General features: G+C 49.9%; 14 protein-coding genes, 1 pseudogene and 1 other annotated feature. Of the genes and pseudogenes, 6 read left to right on the top strand and 9 right to left on the bottom strand.

The window, feature by feature from the left end; translation table 11 throughout:
* Positions 1 to 71: 71 nt before the first annotated feature.
* From trpA to aroF, 7 genes are read right to left on the bottom strand one after another with little or no spacing between them, the layout of a single operon-like run.
* Positions 72 to 893, bottom strand: coding sequence for a tryptophan synthase subunit alpha (gene trpA, locus G5S52_RS05280; RefSeq protein ID WP_165012088.1), 822 nt, complete (start codon positions 891 to 893; stop codon positions 72 to 74).
* On the bottom strand, positions 893 to 2,083 hold the full coding sequence (trpB, locus tag G5S52_RS05275) for a tryptophan synthase subunit beta (protein WP_062662331.1): 1,191 nt from the start codon (positions 2,081 to 2,083) through the stop codon (positions 893 to 895). The genes trpA and trpB overlap by 1 nt, the downstream gene beginning before the upstream one ends.
* 8 nt (positions 2,084 to 2,091) lie before the next feature.
* Complete coding sequence (gene trpCF, locus G5S52_RS05270) at positions 2,092 to 3,459, bottom strand: bifunctional indole-3-glycerol-phosphate synthase TrpC/phosphoribosylanthranilate isomerase TrpF (RefSeq protein WP_165012087.1); 1,368 nt, start codon at positions 3,457 to 3,459, stop codon at positions 2,092 to 2,094.
* Complete coding sequence (gene trpD / locus G5S52_RS05265; protein ID WP_165012086.1) at positions 3,459 to 4,460, bottom strand: anthranilate phosphoribosyltransferase; 1,002 nt, start codon at positions 4,458 to 4,460, stop codon at positions 3,459 to 3,461. The genes trpCF and trpD overlap by 1 nt, the downstream gene beginning before the upstream one ends.
* Positions 4,461 to 4,483: 23 nt before the next feature.
* On the bottom strand, positions 4,484 to 5,083 hold the full coding sequence (locus tag G5S52_RS05260; RefSeq protein ID WP_165012085.1) for an aminodeoxychorismate/anthranilate synthase component II: 600 nt from the start codon (positions 5,081 to 5,083) through the stop codon (positions 4,484 to 4,486).
* A 2-nt stretch (positions 5,084 to 5,085) separates the two neighbouring features.
* Positions 5,086 to 6,663, bottom strand: a complete 1,578-nt coding sequence (locus G5S52_RS05255) for an anthranilate synthase component 1 (protein ID WP_165012084.1) — start codon at positions 6,661 to 6,663, stop codon at positions 5,086 to 5,088.
* Positions 6,660 to 7,673 carry a 3-deoxy-7-phosphoheptulonate synthase gene (gene aroF / locus G5S52_RS05250; protein WP_165012083.1) on the bottom strand — a complete coding sequence of 338 codons (1,014 nt, stop codon included), beginning with the start codon at positions 7,671 to 7,673 and terminating at the stop codon, positions 6,660 to 6,662. The genes G5S52_RS05255 and aroF overlap by 4 nt, the downstream gene beginning before the upstream one ends.
* 53 nt (positions 7,674 to 7,726) lie before the next feature.
* Positions 7,727 to 7,821: a sequence feature (Trp leader region), on the bottom strand.
* 122 nt (positions 7,822 to 7,943) lie between these two features.
* Here aroF and rnm point away from each other — a divergent pair.
* The 3 genes from rnm to rluB all read left to right on the top strand — a co-directional run bounded on the left by rnm (position 7,944) and on the right by rluB (position 10,656).
* Positions 7,944 to 8,819: an RNase RNM gene (gene rnm / locus G5S52_RS05245; protein WP_165012082.1), complete on the top strand. Its 876-nt coding sequence runs from the start codon at positions 7,944 to 7,946 to the stop codon at positions 8,817 to 8,819.
* Positions 8,816 to 9,436: an L-threonylcarbamoyladenylate synthase gene (locus G5S52_RS05240; protein WP_165012081.1), complete on the top strand. Its 621-nt coding sequence runs from the start codon at positions 8,816 to 8,818 to the stop codon at positions 9,434 to 9,436. Before rnm ends, G5S52_RS05240 begins: the two co-directional genes overlap by 4 nt.
* Before the next feature lie 224 nt (positions 9,437 to 9,660).
* Complete coding sequence (rluB, locus tag G5S52_RS05235; protein ID WP_165012080.1) at positions 9,661 to 10,656, top strand: 23S rRNA pseudouridine(2605) synthase RluB; 996 nt, start codon at positions 9,661 to 9,663, stop codon at positions 10,654 to 10,656.
* 183 nt (positions 10,657 to 10,839) lie between these two features.
* Here rluB and G5S52_RS05230 read toward each other — a convergent pair whose 3' ends face one another.
* A complete protein-coding gene (locus G5S52_RS05230) occupies positions 10,840 to 11,583 on the bottom strand; it encodes a YciK family oxidoreductase (protein ID WP_165012079.1) in 744 nt (247 codons plus the stop codon).
* Positions 11,584 to 11,828: 245 nt separating this feature from the next.
* Between G5S52_RS05230 and sohB the strand changes: the two genes are divergently transcribed.
* Entirely contained in the window at positions 11,829 to 12,887 is a 1,059-nt protein-coding gene (gene sohB, locus G5S52_RS05225; protein ID WP_165012078.1) for a protease SohB, read from the top strand.
* An 8-nt stretch (positions 12,888 to 12,895) separates the two neighbouring features.
* Positions 12,896 to 13,312, top strand: a complete 417-nt coding sequence (locus tag G5S52_RS05220; RefSeq protein ID WP_002540187.1) for a DUF805 domain-containing protein — start codon at positions 12,896 to 12,898, stop codon at positions 13,310 to 13,312.
* Positions 13,313 to 13,386: 74 nt separating this feature from the next.
* On the opposite strand, the gene G5S52_RS05215 is transcribed toward G5S52_RS05220, so the two are convergent.
* Complete coding sequence (locus G5S52_RS05215) at positions 13,387 to 13,632, bottom strand: YciN family protein (protein ID WP_165012077.1); 246 nt, start codon at positions 13,630 to 13,632, stop codon at positions 13,387 to 13,389.
* Positions 13,633 to 14,151: 519 nt separating this feature from the next.
* Here G5S52_RS05215 and topA point away from each other — a divergent pair.
* Positions 14,152 to 16,772 (top strand): annotated as a pseudogene (gene topA, locus G5S52_RS05210) (type I DNA topoisomerase).
* The last annotated feature ends 97 nt before the right edge of the window (positions 16,773 to 16,869 follow it).

Below are 16,869 nucleotides of genomic sequence, written 5' to 3'. Positions count from 1 at the left end.
AAAGGCGATAGAGAAAAGAAAAGGCCATCGGATGATGGCCTTAAACATCGGAGATTTGGGACGACTTCTGCTTACTTGGTTGTTGCCGCTTTCATGTTTGCAACGAACTCGCCAAGCTCCTTCAGCATGTTTGCTTCATCAGCCACATTGCGCTCGATGATCTTAACAACCGCTGAACCTGAAATTGCGCCAGCTGCGCCTGCTGTAATCGCTTCTTTCACCTGTGCTGGCTCAGAGATACCAAAGCCCAGCAGAGGGCGGGGGGCATCGAATGCCGACAGTTGAGCGAGGAGGTGCTCAATTGGCTTACCGGCTTTGGTTTCTGCACCGGTAACACCAGCACGGGAAAGCAGGTACGTGTAGCCACCGCCTAATTCAGAGATGGTTTTCAGGGTTTCTTCGTTCGCGTTTGGTGGCGCGATAAAGATAGCGTGAACACCATGCTTGGCAGCGGACGCTCGGAACTCGGCAGATTCGCCTGCTGGCACATCAGCTATCAGTACCGAATCCACACCGGCCTCTGCACACTTGGCATAGAAGTTATCGACACCATTGGCGAAAACCAGGTTTGCGTACATCAGAAGGCCAACTGGAATATCAGGGTGACGCTCACGCACTTCCTTCAGAATGCCGAAGCAGTTATCTGGCGTAGTGCCAGACTCCAATGCGCGAATGGTGGCACCCTGAATGGTCGGGCCATCGGCCAATGGATCTGAGAACGGAATACCCAGCTCCAGTGCGTCGGCACCATTTTCAATCAGCGTTTCAATAATACGCAGTGATTGCTCTGGGTTTGGATCGCCAATGGTGACAAAAGGAACGAATGCGCCTTCACCTTTAGCATCCAGCTTTTCGAACATCGCTCCATAGCGGTGAGACAAGGTAGCAGCCATTACATCACTCCTTTTTCTTTCAAAATGTCGTGGACAGTAAAGATGTCCTTGTCACCGCGGCCTGACAGGTTCACTACAAGCAGCTGCTCTTTTTCTGGGTTTTCTTTTGCCATCTTCAGCGCATACGCCAAAGCATGAGCAGATTCCAGTGCTGGAATAATGCCTTCGTGACGAGCCAGTTCCTGGAAGGCGTCCAGAGCTTCGTCATCGGTAATTGCAACGTATTCGGCGCGGCCGATGGAATTCAGGTGCGCGTGCTGAGGGCCAACCGATGGGAAGTCGAGACCAGCAGACACAGAGTAAGACTCTTCGACCTGACCATTTGGATCCTGCATCAGTGGTGCTTTCATGCCAAAGAAGATGCCGAGTTTACCGTGTTTAAGCGGCGCACCATGTTGGTCTGTGTCCAGCCCCAGACCAGCAGGCTCAACGCCAATCAGACCCACATCGGTTTCTTTGATGAAATCTGCGAACATGCCAATAGCGTTAGAACCACCACCCACACAGGCGATGACGTTGTCTGGCAGGCGGCCTTCGATTTCCAGAATTTGCTGCTTGGTCTCTTCACCAATCATCTTCTGGAACTCGCGAACAATCGTCGGGAATGGGTGAGGACCCGCCGCGGTACCAAGCAAATAGTGAGCTTCTTCGTAACTTGCAGACCAGTCACGCAGCGCTTCGTTACAGGCATCTTTCAGCGTTGAAGAACCAGAATGAACAGGGATGACCTCTGCGCCCATCAGCTTCATGCGGAATACGTTCGGGCTTTGACGTTCAACGTCTTTTGCACCCATGTACACGCGGCATTTCAAATCCAGCAGGGCACAAGCCAGTGCCGTTGCTACACCGTGTTGGCCAGCGCCGGTTTCGGCAATGATTTCTTTTTTACCCATACGCTTAGCCAGTAGCGCCTGACCCAATACCTGATTGGTTTTGTGTGCACCGCCGTGGAGCAGATCTTCACGTTTCAGGTAAAGTTTGGTTTTCGTCCCTTTGGTCAGGTTGCGGCAAAGGGTGAGGGCAGTAGGACGACCCGCATACTCTTTCAGAAGAGAAATGAACTCTTCCTGAAAAGCTGGATCGTTCTGTGCGTCAATAAACGCTTGCTCCAGTTGGTCTAACGCTGGAACCAGAATTTGAGGAACATACTGTCCGCCAAACTCTCCAAAATAGGCGTTTAACTTAGTCATAACAGTCCTTAGTAATCTCTCAGCGCCGTAAATGCAGCGTCCAATTTGTCTTTATCTTTGATACCCGGTTCGCTTTCCACGCCCGAGTTAAAATCGAGTCCCGCACAGCCGATTTGCGCAGCTTCTCTTGCGTTCTCTGATGACAGTCCACCGGCCAGCATCAGGCTTTCTTTTTGTTCATCCGGCACCAAAGACCAGTCGAACTGTGTTCCTGTACCGCCACTTTGGTTGCCGACGCGGCTATCCAGAAGGTTACGATCAGCGTGAGGCTCAATGTGAGGAACCGTGTCGCTTACGCCATGCGCTTTCCAAATCTGAGTACCTTTCGGCAATTCGGCACGAAGTTGTTTCACATATTCGCTGTCTTCAGCGCCGTGGAGTTGAACCGCTGCCAGATCCAGCGCTTTTGCGGTGTCAGCGACATGGTTCAGGTCGTGGTTCTGGAACACGCCAACGTATTGCAGCGGCGCGCCTTCCATCACTTTCCGCGCAGCTTCCAAGTCGACATAACGTGGCGATTTTTCAACGAAAATCAGGCCGCCATAGTTGGCATATGCTTCGTAAGCCGCTTTGGCGTCTTCGGCGCGGGTTAGACCACACACCTTATTGTCACCGTAAAGCACACGGCGAACCGCTTGTTCGACATCGGCTTCTGCCATCAGCGAGCTACCAATCAGGAAGCCATTCGCAAACGGTGCCAATTCGCGAATTTGCTGGTGGGTATAAATACCCGACTCTGAAATTACAATGCGATCATCAGGCAGGCGAGGTGCCAGTTCTTTGGTACGGTTCAGGTCGATGCTTAGGTCACGCAAGTTGCGGTTATTGATGCCAACAACTTTGGCATTGAGAGCAATCGCACGCTCCAGTTCTTCTTCGTTACTGACTTCCGTCAACACACCGAGGTTCAGCTCATGCGCGACCGCTGCGAGTGTGCGGTATTCTTCATCGTTAAGTACAGATAGCATCAGCAGAATGGCATCGGCTTGATGATAGCGCGCAAGGTACACTTGATAGGTATCAACCATGAAGTCTTTACAAAGCACTGGGCAAGGTACTTGCGAACGAACAATCGGTAGAAAACTAAAATTGCCCTGGAAGTACTTTTCATCAGTCAACACTGAAATCGCAGCGGCATGTTTACCGTAAACACCTGCAATGTAGTTAAGATCAAAGTCATCACGAATCAGGCCTTTGGACGGTGACGCTTTTTTGCACTCGAGGATGAACTTCGCTGGGTTGCCAGAAAGCGCGTGGTAGAAGCTACGATCGCTGGGTACCACGTCGTTAATAAAACTCTCTAGTGGTTGCGACTCTTTACGCGCTGCTACCCACTCTTTTTTGTCTTCAACAATTTTTGCCAGTACCGTTTCCATTAGTTGCTCCGAGATGCCAGTTGCTGAACCAGTTCGAATGGCTTACCACTATTCATCACATCCAGCGCTTTTTGCGTGTTAGCTTTGAGATCTTCTTGTCCAAACAGGCGTAGCAGTAATGCTACGTTAACAGCGACAGCAGATTGCTGCGCGTCGGTGCCTTTGCCTTGTAGAATTTGCGAAATGATTTCGCGGTTTTCTTCTGGCGTTCCGCCTTTGATGGATTCAAGCGGGTAGGTTTGAACACCAAAATCTTCCGGTGTCAGTGTGTATTCGGTGATGACGCCGTCTTTGATTTCCGCGACTGTTGTTTCACCGTGAATCGCCACTTCATCCAAACCACTGCCGTGAACAACGGCTGCGCGTTTCATGTTGAGGTTCAACATAGTTTCGGCAATTGGGCGAACCAGTGCTTTGTCGTAAACACCCATCAATTCCAGCGTTGGCTTCGCAGGGTTAATCAGTGGGCCCAGCAAGTTGAAGATGGTGCGGGTTTTCATGGTTTGGCGGACCGGCATCGCGTGGCGAACACCGCTGTGATACTGAGGCGCGAACAGGAAGCACACACCCAAATCATCCAGTGCACCGCGCGCGATTTCAGGGCTCATTGCCAGGTCGATACCAAATGCCGCTAACAGATCAGAAGAACCCGACTTGCTTGATACACCGCGGTTACCGTGCTTGGCGACTTTCACGCCACATGCTGCGGCGACGAATGCTGCGGTGGTTGAAATATTGATGGTGTTTGCGCCGTCGCCGCCAGTGCCGACGATGTCAGCGAAATCATAATCCGGTGTTGGGAATGGGTTGGCGTTTTCTGTGAGTGCAGACGCTGCACCCGCGATTTCTTCTGGCGTTTCGCCTTTGATTTTTAATGCGGTCAGCGCTGCTGACAGCAGAATGGGGTCAAGCTCGCCTTTGATAATGGTATCAAACAGCTGATGGCTTTCTTCCTGCGACAAAGATGTCTGGTCGTAAAGTTTGTTGATAATCGCTTCCATAATGCTCTCCTTGTCCTTGTCAATCAGCGCGCTTGTGTAGCCCAGTTAATGGTATTGGTTAAAAGGTCTGCGCCTTTTGTTGTAAGAATGGATTCCGGGTGGAATTGGAAACCCACGACTTTGTCTGCGTCGTTAACAACAGCCATCACCAATCCATCCACATCCGCAATCACATCCAGTGAGTCCGGCACTTTGGTCGCAACCAAAGAGTGGTATCGGGCAATCGTCAGCGGACTTTCGATGCTTCCAAATACATCGTGGCCGTTGTGTTTCATTAGCGAGGCTTTGCCATGAACGATTTCACCTGCGCCTGCAACAGTACCGCCATAGGCTTCGGTAATCGCTTGTTGGCCAAGGCAAATACCAATCATGGGCACTTTGCCTTTCAGTTTTAGAATCAGCTCTGGCATACAGCCTGCTTCTGAAGGTGCACCAGGGCCTGGCGATAATACAACCACTGGGTTGTTGAGCTCAGACAGGGCCTGTTCGATTTGGTCTGCACTCAGGCTGTTTCGGTAAATCGTGACTGGATAACCGAGTGAGCGGAATTGATCGACCAGGTTGTAAGTGAATGAGTCGAAGTTATCGACGAGCACAATATGTGCATTGACCTGATTGCTCATGCTTATGCTCCTGTATGTGCTGCGCGAATGGCGGTAAGAACGGCTGCTGCTTTGCCACGGGTTTCGTCTGCTTCTGCCTGAGGCACAGAATCAAACACCACACCTGCACCGGCTTGTACCTGCGCTATGCCATCTTCTACATAAGCGGAGCGGATAACGATGCAGGTATCCATATCGCCGTGACCGGTAATGTAACCGACTGCGCCACCATAGCTGCCGCGACGGCTTTGCTCGAACTCACGAATCAATTGCATCGCTCGGATTTTCGGTGCACCCGTCAAGGTACCCATGTTCATGCAGGCTTGGTAAGCGTGCAGAGCGTCCAAATCATGACGAAGCTGTCCGACAACGCGCGACACCAAATGCATCACGTGACTGTAACGGTCTACTTGAAGAAGATCAGCGACATAGCGGGTGCCAGGTTCACTGATGCGAGCCACATCGTTTCGCGCCAAGTCAACCAGCATCATGTGCTCGGCTTTTTCTTTTATGTCGTTGCGAAGTTCAAGCTCTATGCGACCATCCAGATCAAGGTTGATAGAACCATCGCTGTTTTTGCCGCGATGGCGAGTACCTGCGATTGGGTAGATTTCAACTTGATTGGTGTCTTTGCTGTATTTCAGCGCACTTTCCGGAGATGCGCCAAACAGGGTGAACTCCTCGTCCTGCATGTAGAACATGTAAGGGCTCGGATTGCCTTGTTTGAGCTTTAGGTATGCGTTTAGCGGGGAAGGGCATGGCAAAGTGAAGCGACGGCTTGGAACAACTTGGAAAACATCGCCTTTTACCACGTAGCCTTTGAGCTCATCGACCGCATTGCAGAAATCTTCGTCGCTAACGGATACGGCTACATCAACACTGTCCAGTTGCTTCGCAGAAGGCATTTCGGTTGGATTCAGGCAGCTTTCCCGAATCGCCTGTAAGCGGCGGCTCAAATCAAAATAGGTTTCGGTGTTTTCGTTACCACCAAACTGGGTTGCCTGAAGTTTGGCTTTGCGACGCTGGTGGTCGATAACCAAAAGGGTTTCCGCAACATAAAACAGGTAGTCAGGACAACGGTTACCGGATTCCACGTCTGGCAGTGGTTCAAATTGCGCGACTAAGTCGTACGCAAACAAACCACCGACAAATAATGCTTCGTCTGGCAGACCATCCAGTTTGAAAGCATGCTGAACCAAACGCAGCGCATCAAAAGGGGATGGCTGGCGCAGACGGGCGTCTTCATCCAGTGTGCGGTTTTCTTCAGCAAAGTGTAAGGTCAGCAGCTCTGGCTGACGCTCACTTTCGATAGCAATTTGTTGTCTGACGAGCTCGGCTTCAACGGCATCAAGCACGTTGTGGCCGTTTTGGCTCTTAGCTTCGAGTTCAACCGTGTGGCCACGACAAACGATACGCACTGCCGCGTCGACCAACATCAGGCTTTTGAGATCCTGTTTGGAATCAATCTCGGCAGATTCTAGTAACAGACTATGTGGGCGATCCTGACAGATCGCCGCATACAATTCAGTGGGTGCAGCGACGTATGGCACATCCAGGCTCAATACGTCGAGTTCGCCTTTATTTAAAGCGTGGTTTTTCACAGCGTTCTCCCTGCTGCTTCTACAAATGGTTTCAATTCTTGCATTAACTGCGCGAACATTTCCCCTGTCAGTGCTTGATGCCCATCTGACAGCGCTTCTGCTGGATTGAGGTGGCTTTCAACGATGATACCGTCGGCGCCTACCGCTGCTGCCGCACGAGACAATGGAATGACAAGCTCACGTACGCCGGTGCCATGACTTGGGTCGACGACCACGGGCAAGTGGCTGCGCTGCTTGATGTAAGCGACTGCATTTAAATCCAAAGTATTACGCGTTGCTGTTTCAAATGTACGAATGCCGCGCTCACAGAGAATAATGTTCGGGTTGCCAGCATCATAGATATATTCTGCCGCCAGCAACAGTTCCTCGATAGTGGCGGAAAGTCCGCGTTTTAACAAGATCGGTTTACCAGTTTCGCCCACGGCTTTTAACAATCCGTAGTTCTGCATATTACGCGCGCCAATTTGCAAGCAGTCGATGTATTCACACAGTGAATCAACCTGACCGACTTCCATGACTTCAGAAACAGTTGGCATGCCAGTGGCTTCACTTGCTTGTTTAAGCAATTTCAGGCCTTCAACGCCCATGCCTTGGAAGTCATAAGGGCTGGTGCGTGGTTTGTAAGCGCCGCCGCGAAGGGCAACCGCGCCATGACCTTTGACGACATCTGCAACAGACATCAGTTGTTGTTCGGATTCTACAGAGCAAGGACCAGCAATAACCGCGAATTTGTCGCCGCCAACTGGCACATTACCGATACGGACCACGCTGTTGTGTGCCTGTACTTCGCGGGACACCATTTTGTATTTGGTCAGGATAGGTTTAACTTCTTCAACCAGTGGGTCGCTTTCCAGATGAAGCTTCTGTAATACGCGTTCATCACCCAGTGCGCCCAAAACAATACGCTCTACACCCGGCATGTAAAGTGGCTTCAAGCCAGCGTTCTCAATCTTGTTCAGGATGTGTTTTGCTTCTTGTTCTGTTGCCTGAGGCTTTAGCACGATGATCATAATCTGAGTCCTTAGCTTGTCATTCCCAATCCAGTTTCCGGGAAAAAATAGGTACAAAAAAACCCGCGTTATGCGGGCTTGGTGTCGTCTTTCCTTGAGATATCACTCATCACACCGCCCGCTATTGGGAGTGCCACCACCAGTTAATCAGTGCTGTTTGTTGGATGAGGTTATGCTGTACCATGAAGACGATATCCATTTGAATAAGTAATCGTGTACTAGTTAACTAGTATATGTTGGCGAAGTCAAGCAACAAATAGAAGAAAATGAATGCTATTTGATCTACATAGCCACACAACAGCGTCGGATGGGCGCTTCACACCGGAAGACTTGGTCAAGCGCGCGGTTGATTTTCGCGTCAATGTGTTGGCGATTACCGATCACGATACGGTGGCAGGACTGGAAGAAGCCAAAGCAGTCGTCGCCCGTGACAATCTGCCGTTACACATCGTCAATGGTATTGAAATATCGACAGTTTGGGAAAACAAAGACATCCATGTCGTCGGTCTCAATATCGATCCTGAGTCTCCTGAATTGCAGAAGCTGATCGTAGAGCAGTCAGCGCGCCGCGATGAACGTGCAGTACAAATTGCAGAACGCTTGGAAAAGCAGCGTATGCCCGGCGCGCTCGAAGGCACAAAAGCGCTGGCAGGCGATGTCGCGCTTACACGCGCCCACTTTGCCCGTTGGATGGTGGAGCAGGGGCATGTGAAAAACATGCAGGCCGTATTCAAAAAATATCTAACCCGCGGAAACCCGGGTTATGTACCACCAAACTGGTGTACGATTCAGGAAGCCGTTGATGTTATTCACAAAGCGGGTGGTCAAGCCGTGCTGGCTCATCCTGGTCGGTATAAACTTACCGCTAAATGGTTGAAACGCCTGCTTCAGGCTTTTGTTGATGCAGGTGGTGATGCAATGGAAGTTGCTCAGCCACAACAATCGCCCAATGAACGTCGTCTGCTGGGCGACTATGCTATTCAGTTCGGGTTAGCTGGTTCCCAAGGCTCTGATTTTCATTACCCTTCACCGTGGCTGGAGTTGGGTCGTAACTTATACTTACCGAAAGGTTGTAAGGAAGTCTGGGAAAACTGGTCTTTGCCCGAGATTGCCGGGGCAGAAATGCCTCATGAGGAGGAAGTGTGAGCCAATTCTTTTACGTGCATCCTGAAAACCCGCAAGCACGTCTTATCAATCAAGCTGTTGCGATTGTTCGTAACGGTGGCGTGATTATCTACCCAACGGATTCTGGTTATGCGCTGGGTTGCCAATTGGAAAACAAACAAGCACTTGAGCGAATCTGTCGAATTCGCCGACTGGATGACAGACATAACTTCACGCTGATGTGTCGTGATTTATCTGAGCTGTCGGTCTATGCCCGTGTCGACAACAGTGCCTACCGCTTGATTCGGAACAATACGCCGGGTTGTTACACATTTATCTTGAAAGCGACTAAAGAAGTCCCTCGTCGACTGATGAACCCTAAGCGTAAAACCATCGGTATCCGCGTGCCGGAAAACCAAATTGCGTTGGATTTACTTGAGGCGTTGGGCGAGCCGATGATGTCGACATCGCTAATCTTACCGGGGAATGAGCATACAGAGTCAGATCCGGAAGCAATCCGCGACCAGTTAGAACATGCCGTTGACTGTATTCTCAACGGTGGCTATCTGGGCGAGCAGCCAACTACAGTTATCGATCTCAGCGAAGATGAGCCTGAAATTCTCCGTCGTGGTACAGGCGATACCTCTCCTTTTGAATAGGCTAGAAGAGGGGCAATTGGGCAAAAACTCTCAGTTAAATAAAATCGCTGAGTGCAAACGAAAATTGCCAGATTCAGCCATTATCGATTCCGTGAAATTATGTGGTGTCATTGTGTGCATTTTGGCATAATACGCCGTTGCCTTAGATCCGCGCTCAGTCGCGCCTCCAAAGGTTTTCTTTCCGACATCGACGCCTGTGAAGGCGACAGTAAGGTAGTTAGTCAATGAGCGAAAAATTACAGAAGGTGCTGGCCCGTGCAGGTCTTGGTTCACGTCGTGAAATCGAGGGCATGATTCAGTCTGGCCGAGTGAGTGTTAACGGTGTAGTAGCAAAACTGGGCGACCGTTTGGAAGACCTGAATGCTAACGTACGTGTTGATGGTCACCATGTGCAAATTTCTGCGTCTTCTGAACAAGTTTGTCGTGTTCTGGCATACAACAAGCCGGAAGGCGAATTGTGTACCCGCAGCGATCCAGAAGGTCGCCGCACTGTGTTTGACCGCCTGCCACGCCTGAATGGCGCGCGTTGGGTGGCAGTAGGCCGTCTGGACGCAAACACCTCAGGTCTTCTGCTTTTCACCACAGATGGTGAATTGGCAAACCGTTTGATGCACCCAAGCCGTCAGGTGCAGCGCGAATACATGGTTCGTGTATTCGGCGAAGTTAACGAAGAGATGGTCCGTAATCTGGTTCGCGGCGTTGAACTGGAAGACGGTGAAGCACGTTTCGAAGACGTGGTTTACGCAGGTGGTGAAGGTTCAAACCACACCTTCTACGTAGTGATCACTGAAGGTCGTAACCGCGAAGTACGTCGTCTTTGGGAAACTCAGGGCGTGACTGTGAGTCGTCTTAAGCGTGTTCGCTATGGTGATATCTACCTGAGCAAAGAACTGCCTCGTGGCGGTTGGATGGAGCTTGAACTGAGCGATGTGAACTATCTTCGCGAGATGGTAGAACTGCGTGCAGAACAAGAAACCATGATCGACCCAGAAACCAAGAAGCGTAAAGCGCGTGCGCAAAAGATTCGTCGTGCAGTGCGTCGTTATGAAGAGCGTGTTGAGTCTGGTGAAACCCGCAAGCCACGTAATCGTCGTGGTGGTCAACCAGCCGGTAACCGCACCCGCACAGGTGGCGGTCGTCCAGGTAAGCCTGGCGCAAACCGTTCCGGTCAGTCTTCTACTCGTCAGAAGAAGACAGGTGGAAATCGCAAACCACGTTAATGGTTTGGAATATGTAAAGAAAAAGCCAGCAGAGATGCTGGCTTTTGTCGTTATGAAACCGAAAAAGAGCAGTGATTAGCCAGAGCAGAATATAGAAAGAGCAGATAAAAGACTATCTGTGGAAGCTCAACTACAGTCTTCTATCTCGTATCTCGTATCTCGTATCTCATATCTCGTATCTCGCTAGCGCTTCGGTTGAGCATCAATACACTGACCATTCACGTCTTTACCCTCAGGTGCCATCAGGTAAAGGTATAGTGGCATGATATCCAGTGGTGTCTTAAGGTTGTTGGCATCTTCGGCAGGGAAAGCTGAGGCGCGCATTTTAGTGCGCGTACCCCCTGGATTGATGGCGTTGACCTTCACCGTGGTGTTGCTGAGCTCATCAGCCAGCACCTGCATCATACCTTCAGTCGCGAATTTAGAGATAGCGTAGGTGCCCCAGAATGCGCGTCCTGAATGCCCCACTGTCGATGAGGTGAAAACGATACGGCCATCTTCAGATTTTTGAATCAAAGGCATTAGCGCTTGTGTCATCAGGAAGGTCGCTTTCACGTTCACCTGCATGACTTCGTCGTAGGCTTTTTCTTCTATTTGATCGAATGGGCTCAGCACGCCCAGCATGCCTGCGTTGTGTAAAACACCGTCCAGCTTACCGAACTGCTGCTCGATGGTGTCGGTCATATCCAAATAATGCTGGCGGGTTGCACCCATCATATCGAGTGGAATGATCGCTGGCTGCGGGTAACCTGCTGCTTCGATTTCGTCGTAAACGCTTTCCAGTTTCTTCACTGTGCGTCCCAGCAAAATCACTGTTGCACCGTGTTGTGCGTAACTGATGGCAGCCTGGCGGCCAATACCGTCGCCTGCGCCGGTAACCAGAATCACTTTGCCATTCAATGCGTCGGCTGCTACTTGATACTCCACGTTACAATATCCTTTTCATTTTGATCTTGCGTGCCTGCTAAACTTGCCACTCGTCATCATGCGAGTGAAAGGCACTGTTGTAAGCTCGCATTTTAAGGCTGCTTGGGAAGAAGAAACAACCTGGTGATGTAAAGAAAGCGACATACGAGGTTGTTTGGGTATTCATGTCTAGTAGAATGACGGGATTCACATAAATCTGTGCTCAATAAAAGTACACAGAAACAACAATAAACGAGGAACTAAGTTTGGAATTCTTGCTTGATTACGGCCTTTTCCTGGCGAAAGTGCTGACCTTTGCAGTCGCCGTGATCGTCGTGCTTATTATTGCTAAAAGCGCTGGCGGAAAACAGTCTCAAAAAGGTGAGTTGGAAATCACTAACCTGACTGAAAAACATAAAGATTTAGTGCATTCGATGGAATCGCATCTCTACGATGAAGCGGCATTAAAAGCGCGCGACAAAGCAGATAAAAAAGCGGAGAAAGCGAAGGCTAAAGAAGCCAAGAACGAAGCGAAGAAAATGACAGATACGGCAACGCTGGAACAAAGCCGTAAACCACATGTTTTCGTCTTGGATTTTAAAGGCAGTATCGATGCACGTGAAGTAACTTCTTTGCGCGAAGAAGTGACGGCAATTCTGGCTGTTGCCAAAGAGGGTGATGAAGTGCTGGTGCGCCTTGAAAGTGGTGGCGGTATGGTTCACGCATATGGCCTTGCTTCTTCACAGCTTGATCGCATCAAGCAAGCAGGTATACCGCTGACAGCTGCGGTGGATAAAGTGGCTGCAAGTGGCGGTTATATGATGGCATGTGTGGCAGACAAGATCGTTGCAGCGCCTTTTGCCGTAGTAGGTTCCATCGGTGTGATTGCACAGTTGCCAAACTTCAACAAACTGCTTAAAAAGCATGACATTGAATTTGAGCAATTGACTGCAGGTGAATTCAAACGCACGTTAACCATGTTTGGCGAAAACACCGACAAGGCACGTGAGAAATTTGTTAGTGAGCTGGAAGAAACTCACACACTGTTCAAAGACTTTATTGCTGACCACCGTCCATCATTAGATCTTGAAAAAGTGGCTACTGGTGAGCATTGGTTTGGCAATCAGGCACTGCCACTGGGATTAATTGACAGCATTGGAACCAGTGACGATTATCTGGTGTCGGCAGTGAAAGAAAAAGATGTGCTGGGCGTGCGTTATGTTCAACGCAAGAAACTGGCAGAAAAACTGGCCGGTGCGTCGGCAGAAGCGCTAGACCGCGTGCTGCTGAAGTGGATTAGCCGCGGTCAGCGACCAATCGTTTAGGAGTAAAAATGAACAATCAAAAGTGGGCACTGCTCTCCTTTGAAGGCCGGATGCGACGCCGAGATTACTGGCTGTACAGCGTCCCGGTATTGATTATGGTGCTGCCAACTTTCTTCTATCAGGGTGGGAATGTAGTGCTTGATGCACTGGCATTGGCGATTTCACTGTTTGCCATTTATGCTTCTATCGCACTGAATATCAAACGTCTGAAAGACAGAAACAAGAGTCCTTGGTGGATTATTGTGACTTTTCTTCCGTTGGTAGGTCCTATCTTCGCGCTGGTGGAGTTAGGTATTCTTGATGGTACACCGGGTCCAAATCAGTTTGGCCCAGATCCGAAAGGACGCGGTCAGAAGCCGGGCTCTGGTGGCGGTGATGATGTCCATCAAGACGAGAAAAAAGACACAGCAGTGTTTGAAGGTTAAAGATAAAAATGCCACCGAAAGGTGGCATTTTTATCACTGAACCCAGCATTTTTAGGTCATTTAAGTTTATAAAACTACTGAATCGTATATTGCTTTGACAACTGGTGCGCCAGGTACTTAAACATATTAAATACGGCAGTGGTTTTAGGGGTTGGCAGTCCGTTTTCGTCTAAAAAATACTCCCCTTTGAAGACCATGACGCCGGCTTTTTCTTCGACAAAGTCAGTGTTCATGCCTTCGATGTAAGCATCGTGCTCACGGATCATTTCGTTTGCGATTTTCAATAAATCGTCAGCGCTGATAGGTGTTTTCTCAGCCATTTTCTTCTCGATTCGGGTGGTGAAATGAAGGGGCATTATAGCGCTGGGGAAGGAAAAAACAGTAGGTTTGAACAAAGCCTCAATATTTTGCGGCTTCCGCTACTTATTGTGAGCCAAGCCAGAAAAATTCGAAGCGAAATGGTAAAGATGCTTCGGTCAATGGTAATGATTAGCGCGCCTGCCTGCTTTAGCCTGCACTTTCAGTCATGCTTTCTTAGCAATGACGAATAGAGGGTAAAAGTGCGGCGCTAAAGGGCTAGCGGTCTAAGATATCCTCGACTAATAAAAGTGAGACGGCAACATTTCCCTGATAGTGCAGACTTGTTGTTAACAAATGAACAACAACTGGGGAAGCAGCGACCAATCAGGGGAAATTAGATAGAAACTGGTTGATATTCGGATCGAGTCGCACAATATTAAAAAAAGCGTCAGCATGGCACTGGAGTTGGAAAGCTCATCGATTGCCTGCGATCTGAATGAATTTTATGAATGAGAAACGCGAGGGCGTATTGGGTCACTATGGGTAAATCTCTCGTTATCGTGGAGTCCCCGGCAAAGGCAAAAACGATCAATAAATATCTGGGCAAAGACTTCATCGTTAAATCGAGCGTAGGTCATGTCCGAGATCTGCCTACCGGTGCCGCGCAAGGCGGCAAGAAAGCAACGCCAGTTTCAACCAAAGGGTTGAGTGCGGAAGAGAAAGAGCGCATCAAAAAAGAGAAAGATAAAAACGCGCTGATTAACAAAATGGGTGTTGACCCATACCGCAACTGGAAAGCGAATTATCAAATCCTGCCGGGCAAAGAAAAAGTCGTGCAGGAACTGAAAACGTTGGCAGAGAAAGCTGACCACGTTTATCTCGCAACGGATTTGGACCGCGAGGGAGAGGCGATTGCCTGGCACTTGCGGGAAATCATTGGCGGTGACGAAAGCCGTTTCAAGCGCGTTGTGTTCAACGAAATCACTAAAAACGCAATCCAGCAGGCGTTCGAAGCACCGGGCGAGCTGAACATGGATGGCGTAAATGCTCAGCAGGCGCGTCGTTTCCTCGACCGTGTTGTGGGCTTTATGGTGTCGCCGCTGCTTTGGAAAAAAGTCGCGCGTGGTTTGTCTGCGGGCCGTGTTCAGTCAGTTGCTGTAAAACTGCTGGTTGAGCGTGAGCATGAAATCAAAGCCTTTATTCCTATGGAATACTGGGACATTCACACTGACACCACCACGGCGAGCCAAAATGCGTTGCGTCTGGTTGTTGCCCAGCAAAATCGTGAAGCGTTTAAACCGCTGAACGAAGAGCAGGCAATGGCAGCAACGGCTGCGCTGCAGAAAGCGACTTACAAAGTGGTTGACCGTGAAGACCGTCCAACCTCAAGCAAGCCGTCTGCACCATTTATTACCTCGACGCTGCAACAAGCTGCGAGCACCCGCATGGGCTTCGGTGTTAAGAAGACATGATGCTGGCTCAGCGTCTGTACGAAGCAGGTTACATCACCTACATGCGTACTGACTCGACCAACCTGAGTAAAGAAGCAGTTGAAGCTGCGCGCAGTTTCATTGGCTCAGAGTATGGTGACAACTATCTGCCATCATCAGCAAATGTGTACGGCTCAAAGGGTAATGCACAGGAAGCGCACGAAGCGATCCGTCCTTCAAGCGTGGATGTGAAAGCCGATGAACTTCAGGGTATGGACCCAGACGCACATCGTCTTTACGACCTGATCTGGCGTCAGTTTGTGTCTTGTCAGATGGTGCCAGCGAAGTACGATTCCAGCACCATTACTGTGGAAGCAGGCGAATTTACCCTGAAAGCAAAAGGTCGCACCTTACGCTTTGATGGTTGGACACGTGTTCAACGTCCAATGGGTAAAAACGAAGACACCACGCTGCCGCATGTTGATGTGGGCGAGATTCTGTCTTTGGAAAAAGTGGATCCGAAGCAACACTTCACCAAACCACCTGCACGCTACACAGAAGCTGCACTGGTTAAGGAACTTGAGAAGCGTGGCATTGGCCGTCCATCGACTTATGCAGCGATCATTTCTACGATTCAGGATCGTGGCTATGTACGTGTAGAGCAGCGTCGTTTCTACGCTGAGAAGATGGGTGAGATTGTGACAGACCGTCTGGATGACAGCTTTGCTGACCTGATGGACTACGACTTCACAGCACGAATGGAAGAACATCTCGACCAAATCGCGATGGGTTCAGAAGATTGGAAAAACGTGCTGAACAACTTCTTCAAAGACTTCACCGGCGATCTGGAAAAAGCAGAGCTGGAAGAAGGTGAAGGTGGCATGAAGCCTAACAGCATCGTGATGACCGACATCGACTGTCCAACCTGTGGCCGTAAGATGGGTATCCGTACTGCATCGACTGGCGTATTCCTGGGTTGTTCTGGTTATGCACTGCCGCCGAAAGAGCGTTGTAAAACCACCATCAACCTGATGGATGAAGAAGGCATCGTTAACGTTTTGGAAGAAGACGTTGAAACCGCAGCGCTGCGTGCGAAGAAACGTTGTCCGAAGTGTGAAACGGCGATGGATGCTTACCTCATCGACCAAGACCGCAAGCTGCATGTTTGTGGTAACAACCCAAGCTGTGATGGCTATGTGGTTGAGAAAGGTGAGTTCAAGCTGAAAGGTTACGACGGCCCAGTGGTCGAGTGTGACAAGTGTGGTTCCGACATGGTGCTGAAAAACGGCCGTTTCGGTAAGTACATGGATTGCACCAGCGAAACCTGTAAGAACACCCGTAAGATCCTGAAGAACGGCGAAGTCGCGCCACCGAAAGAAGATCCAGTACACTTCCCTGAACTGCCTTGTGAGAATTCAGACGCGTACTTTGTGCTTCGTGACGGTGCATCAGGTCTATTCCTGGCGGCAAGTAACTTCCCGAAATCGCGCGAAACCCGTGCACCATTGGTTGAAGAACTGGCACGTTTCAAAGAACGCCTGCCTGAGAAGTTCAAATATCTGGCAGATGCACCATCGGAAGATCCAGATGGTCGCAAAGCAGTGGTTCGCTTTAGCCGTAAGAGCAAAGAGAACTACGTGCGTACCGAAGATGACGGCAAGCCTTCTGGCTGGACGGGTCTGTTTATCGACGGTAAGTGGGAAATCACTGACAAGCGCAAGAAGAAGTAATCTCTTCACGCCAAACGAAAAAGCACCTTCGGGTGCTTTTTTTGTGCCTGTTCCGAGCCTTAAGGCAATGACAATGTTATTTTTGGCGTAGGCTGGT

Origin of the sequence: Grimontia sedimenti (assembly GCF_011045095.1) — a bacterium.
GTDB classification, from domain to species: Bacteria; Pseudomonadota; Gammaproteobacteria; order Enterobacterales; family Vibrionaceae; genus Enterovibrio; species Enterovibrio sedimenti.
This window is presented reverse-complemented; position numbering and strand designations above follow the sequence as displayed.

Excerpts from the sequence above, each read along its gene's own strand:
- trpA (WP_165012088.1), bottom strand. The coding sequence starts at position 893 with ATGGCTGCTACCTTGTCTCACCGCTATGGAGCGATGTTCGAAAAGCTG.
- trpB (WP_062662331.1), bottom strand. The coding sequence starts at position 2,083 with ATGACTAAGTTAAACGCCTATTTTGGAGAGTTTGGCGGACAGTATGTT.
- trpCF (WP_165012087.1), bottom strand. The coding sequence starts at position 3,459 with ATGGAAACGGTACTGGCAAAAATTGTTGAAGACAAAAAAGAGTGGGTA.
- trpD (WP_165012086.1), bottom strand. The coding sequence starts at position 4,460 with ATGGAAGCGATTATCAACAAACTTTACGACCAGACATCTTTGTCGCAG.
- G5S52_RS05260 (WP_165012085.1), bottom strand. The coding sequence starts at position 5,083 with ATGAGCAATCAGGTCAATGCACATATTGTGCTCGTCGATAACTTCGAC.
- aroF (WP_165012083.1), bottom strand. The coding sequence starts at position 7,673 with ATGATCATCGTGCTAAAGCCTCAGGCAACAGAACAAGAAGCAAAACAC.
- rnm (WP_165012082.1), top strand. The coding sequence starts at position 7,944 with ATGCTATTTGATCTACATAGCCACACAACAGCGTCGGATGGGCGCTTC.
- rluB (WP_165012080.1), top strand. The coding sequence starts at position 9,661 with ATGAGCGAAAAATTACAGAAGGTGCTGGCCCGTGCAGGTCTTGGTTCA.
- G5S52_RS05220 (WP_002540187.1), top strand. The coding sequence starts at position 12,896 with ATGAACAATCAAAAGTGGGCACTGCTCTCCTTTGAAGGCCGGATGCGA.
- G5S52_RS05215 (WP_165012077.1), bottom strand. The coding sequence starts at position 13,632 with ATGGCTGAGAAAACACCTATCAGCGCTGACGATTTATTGAAAATCGCA.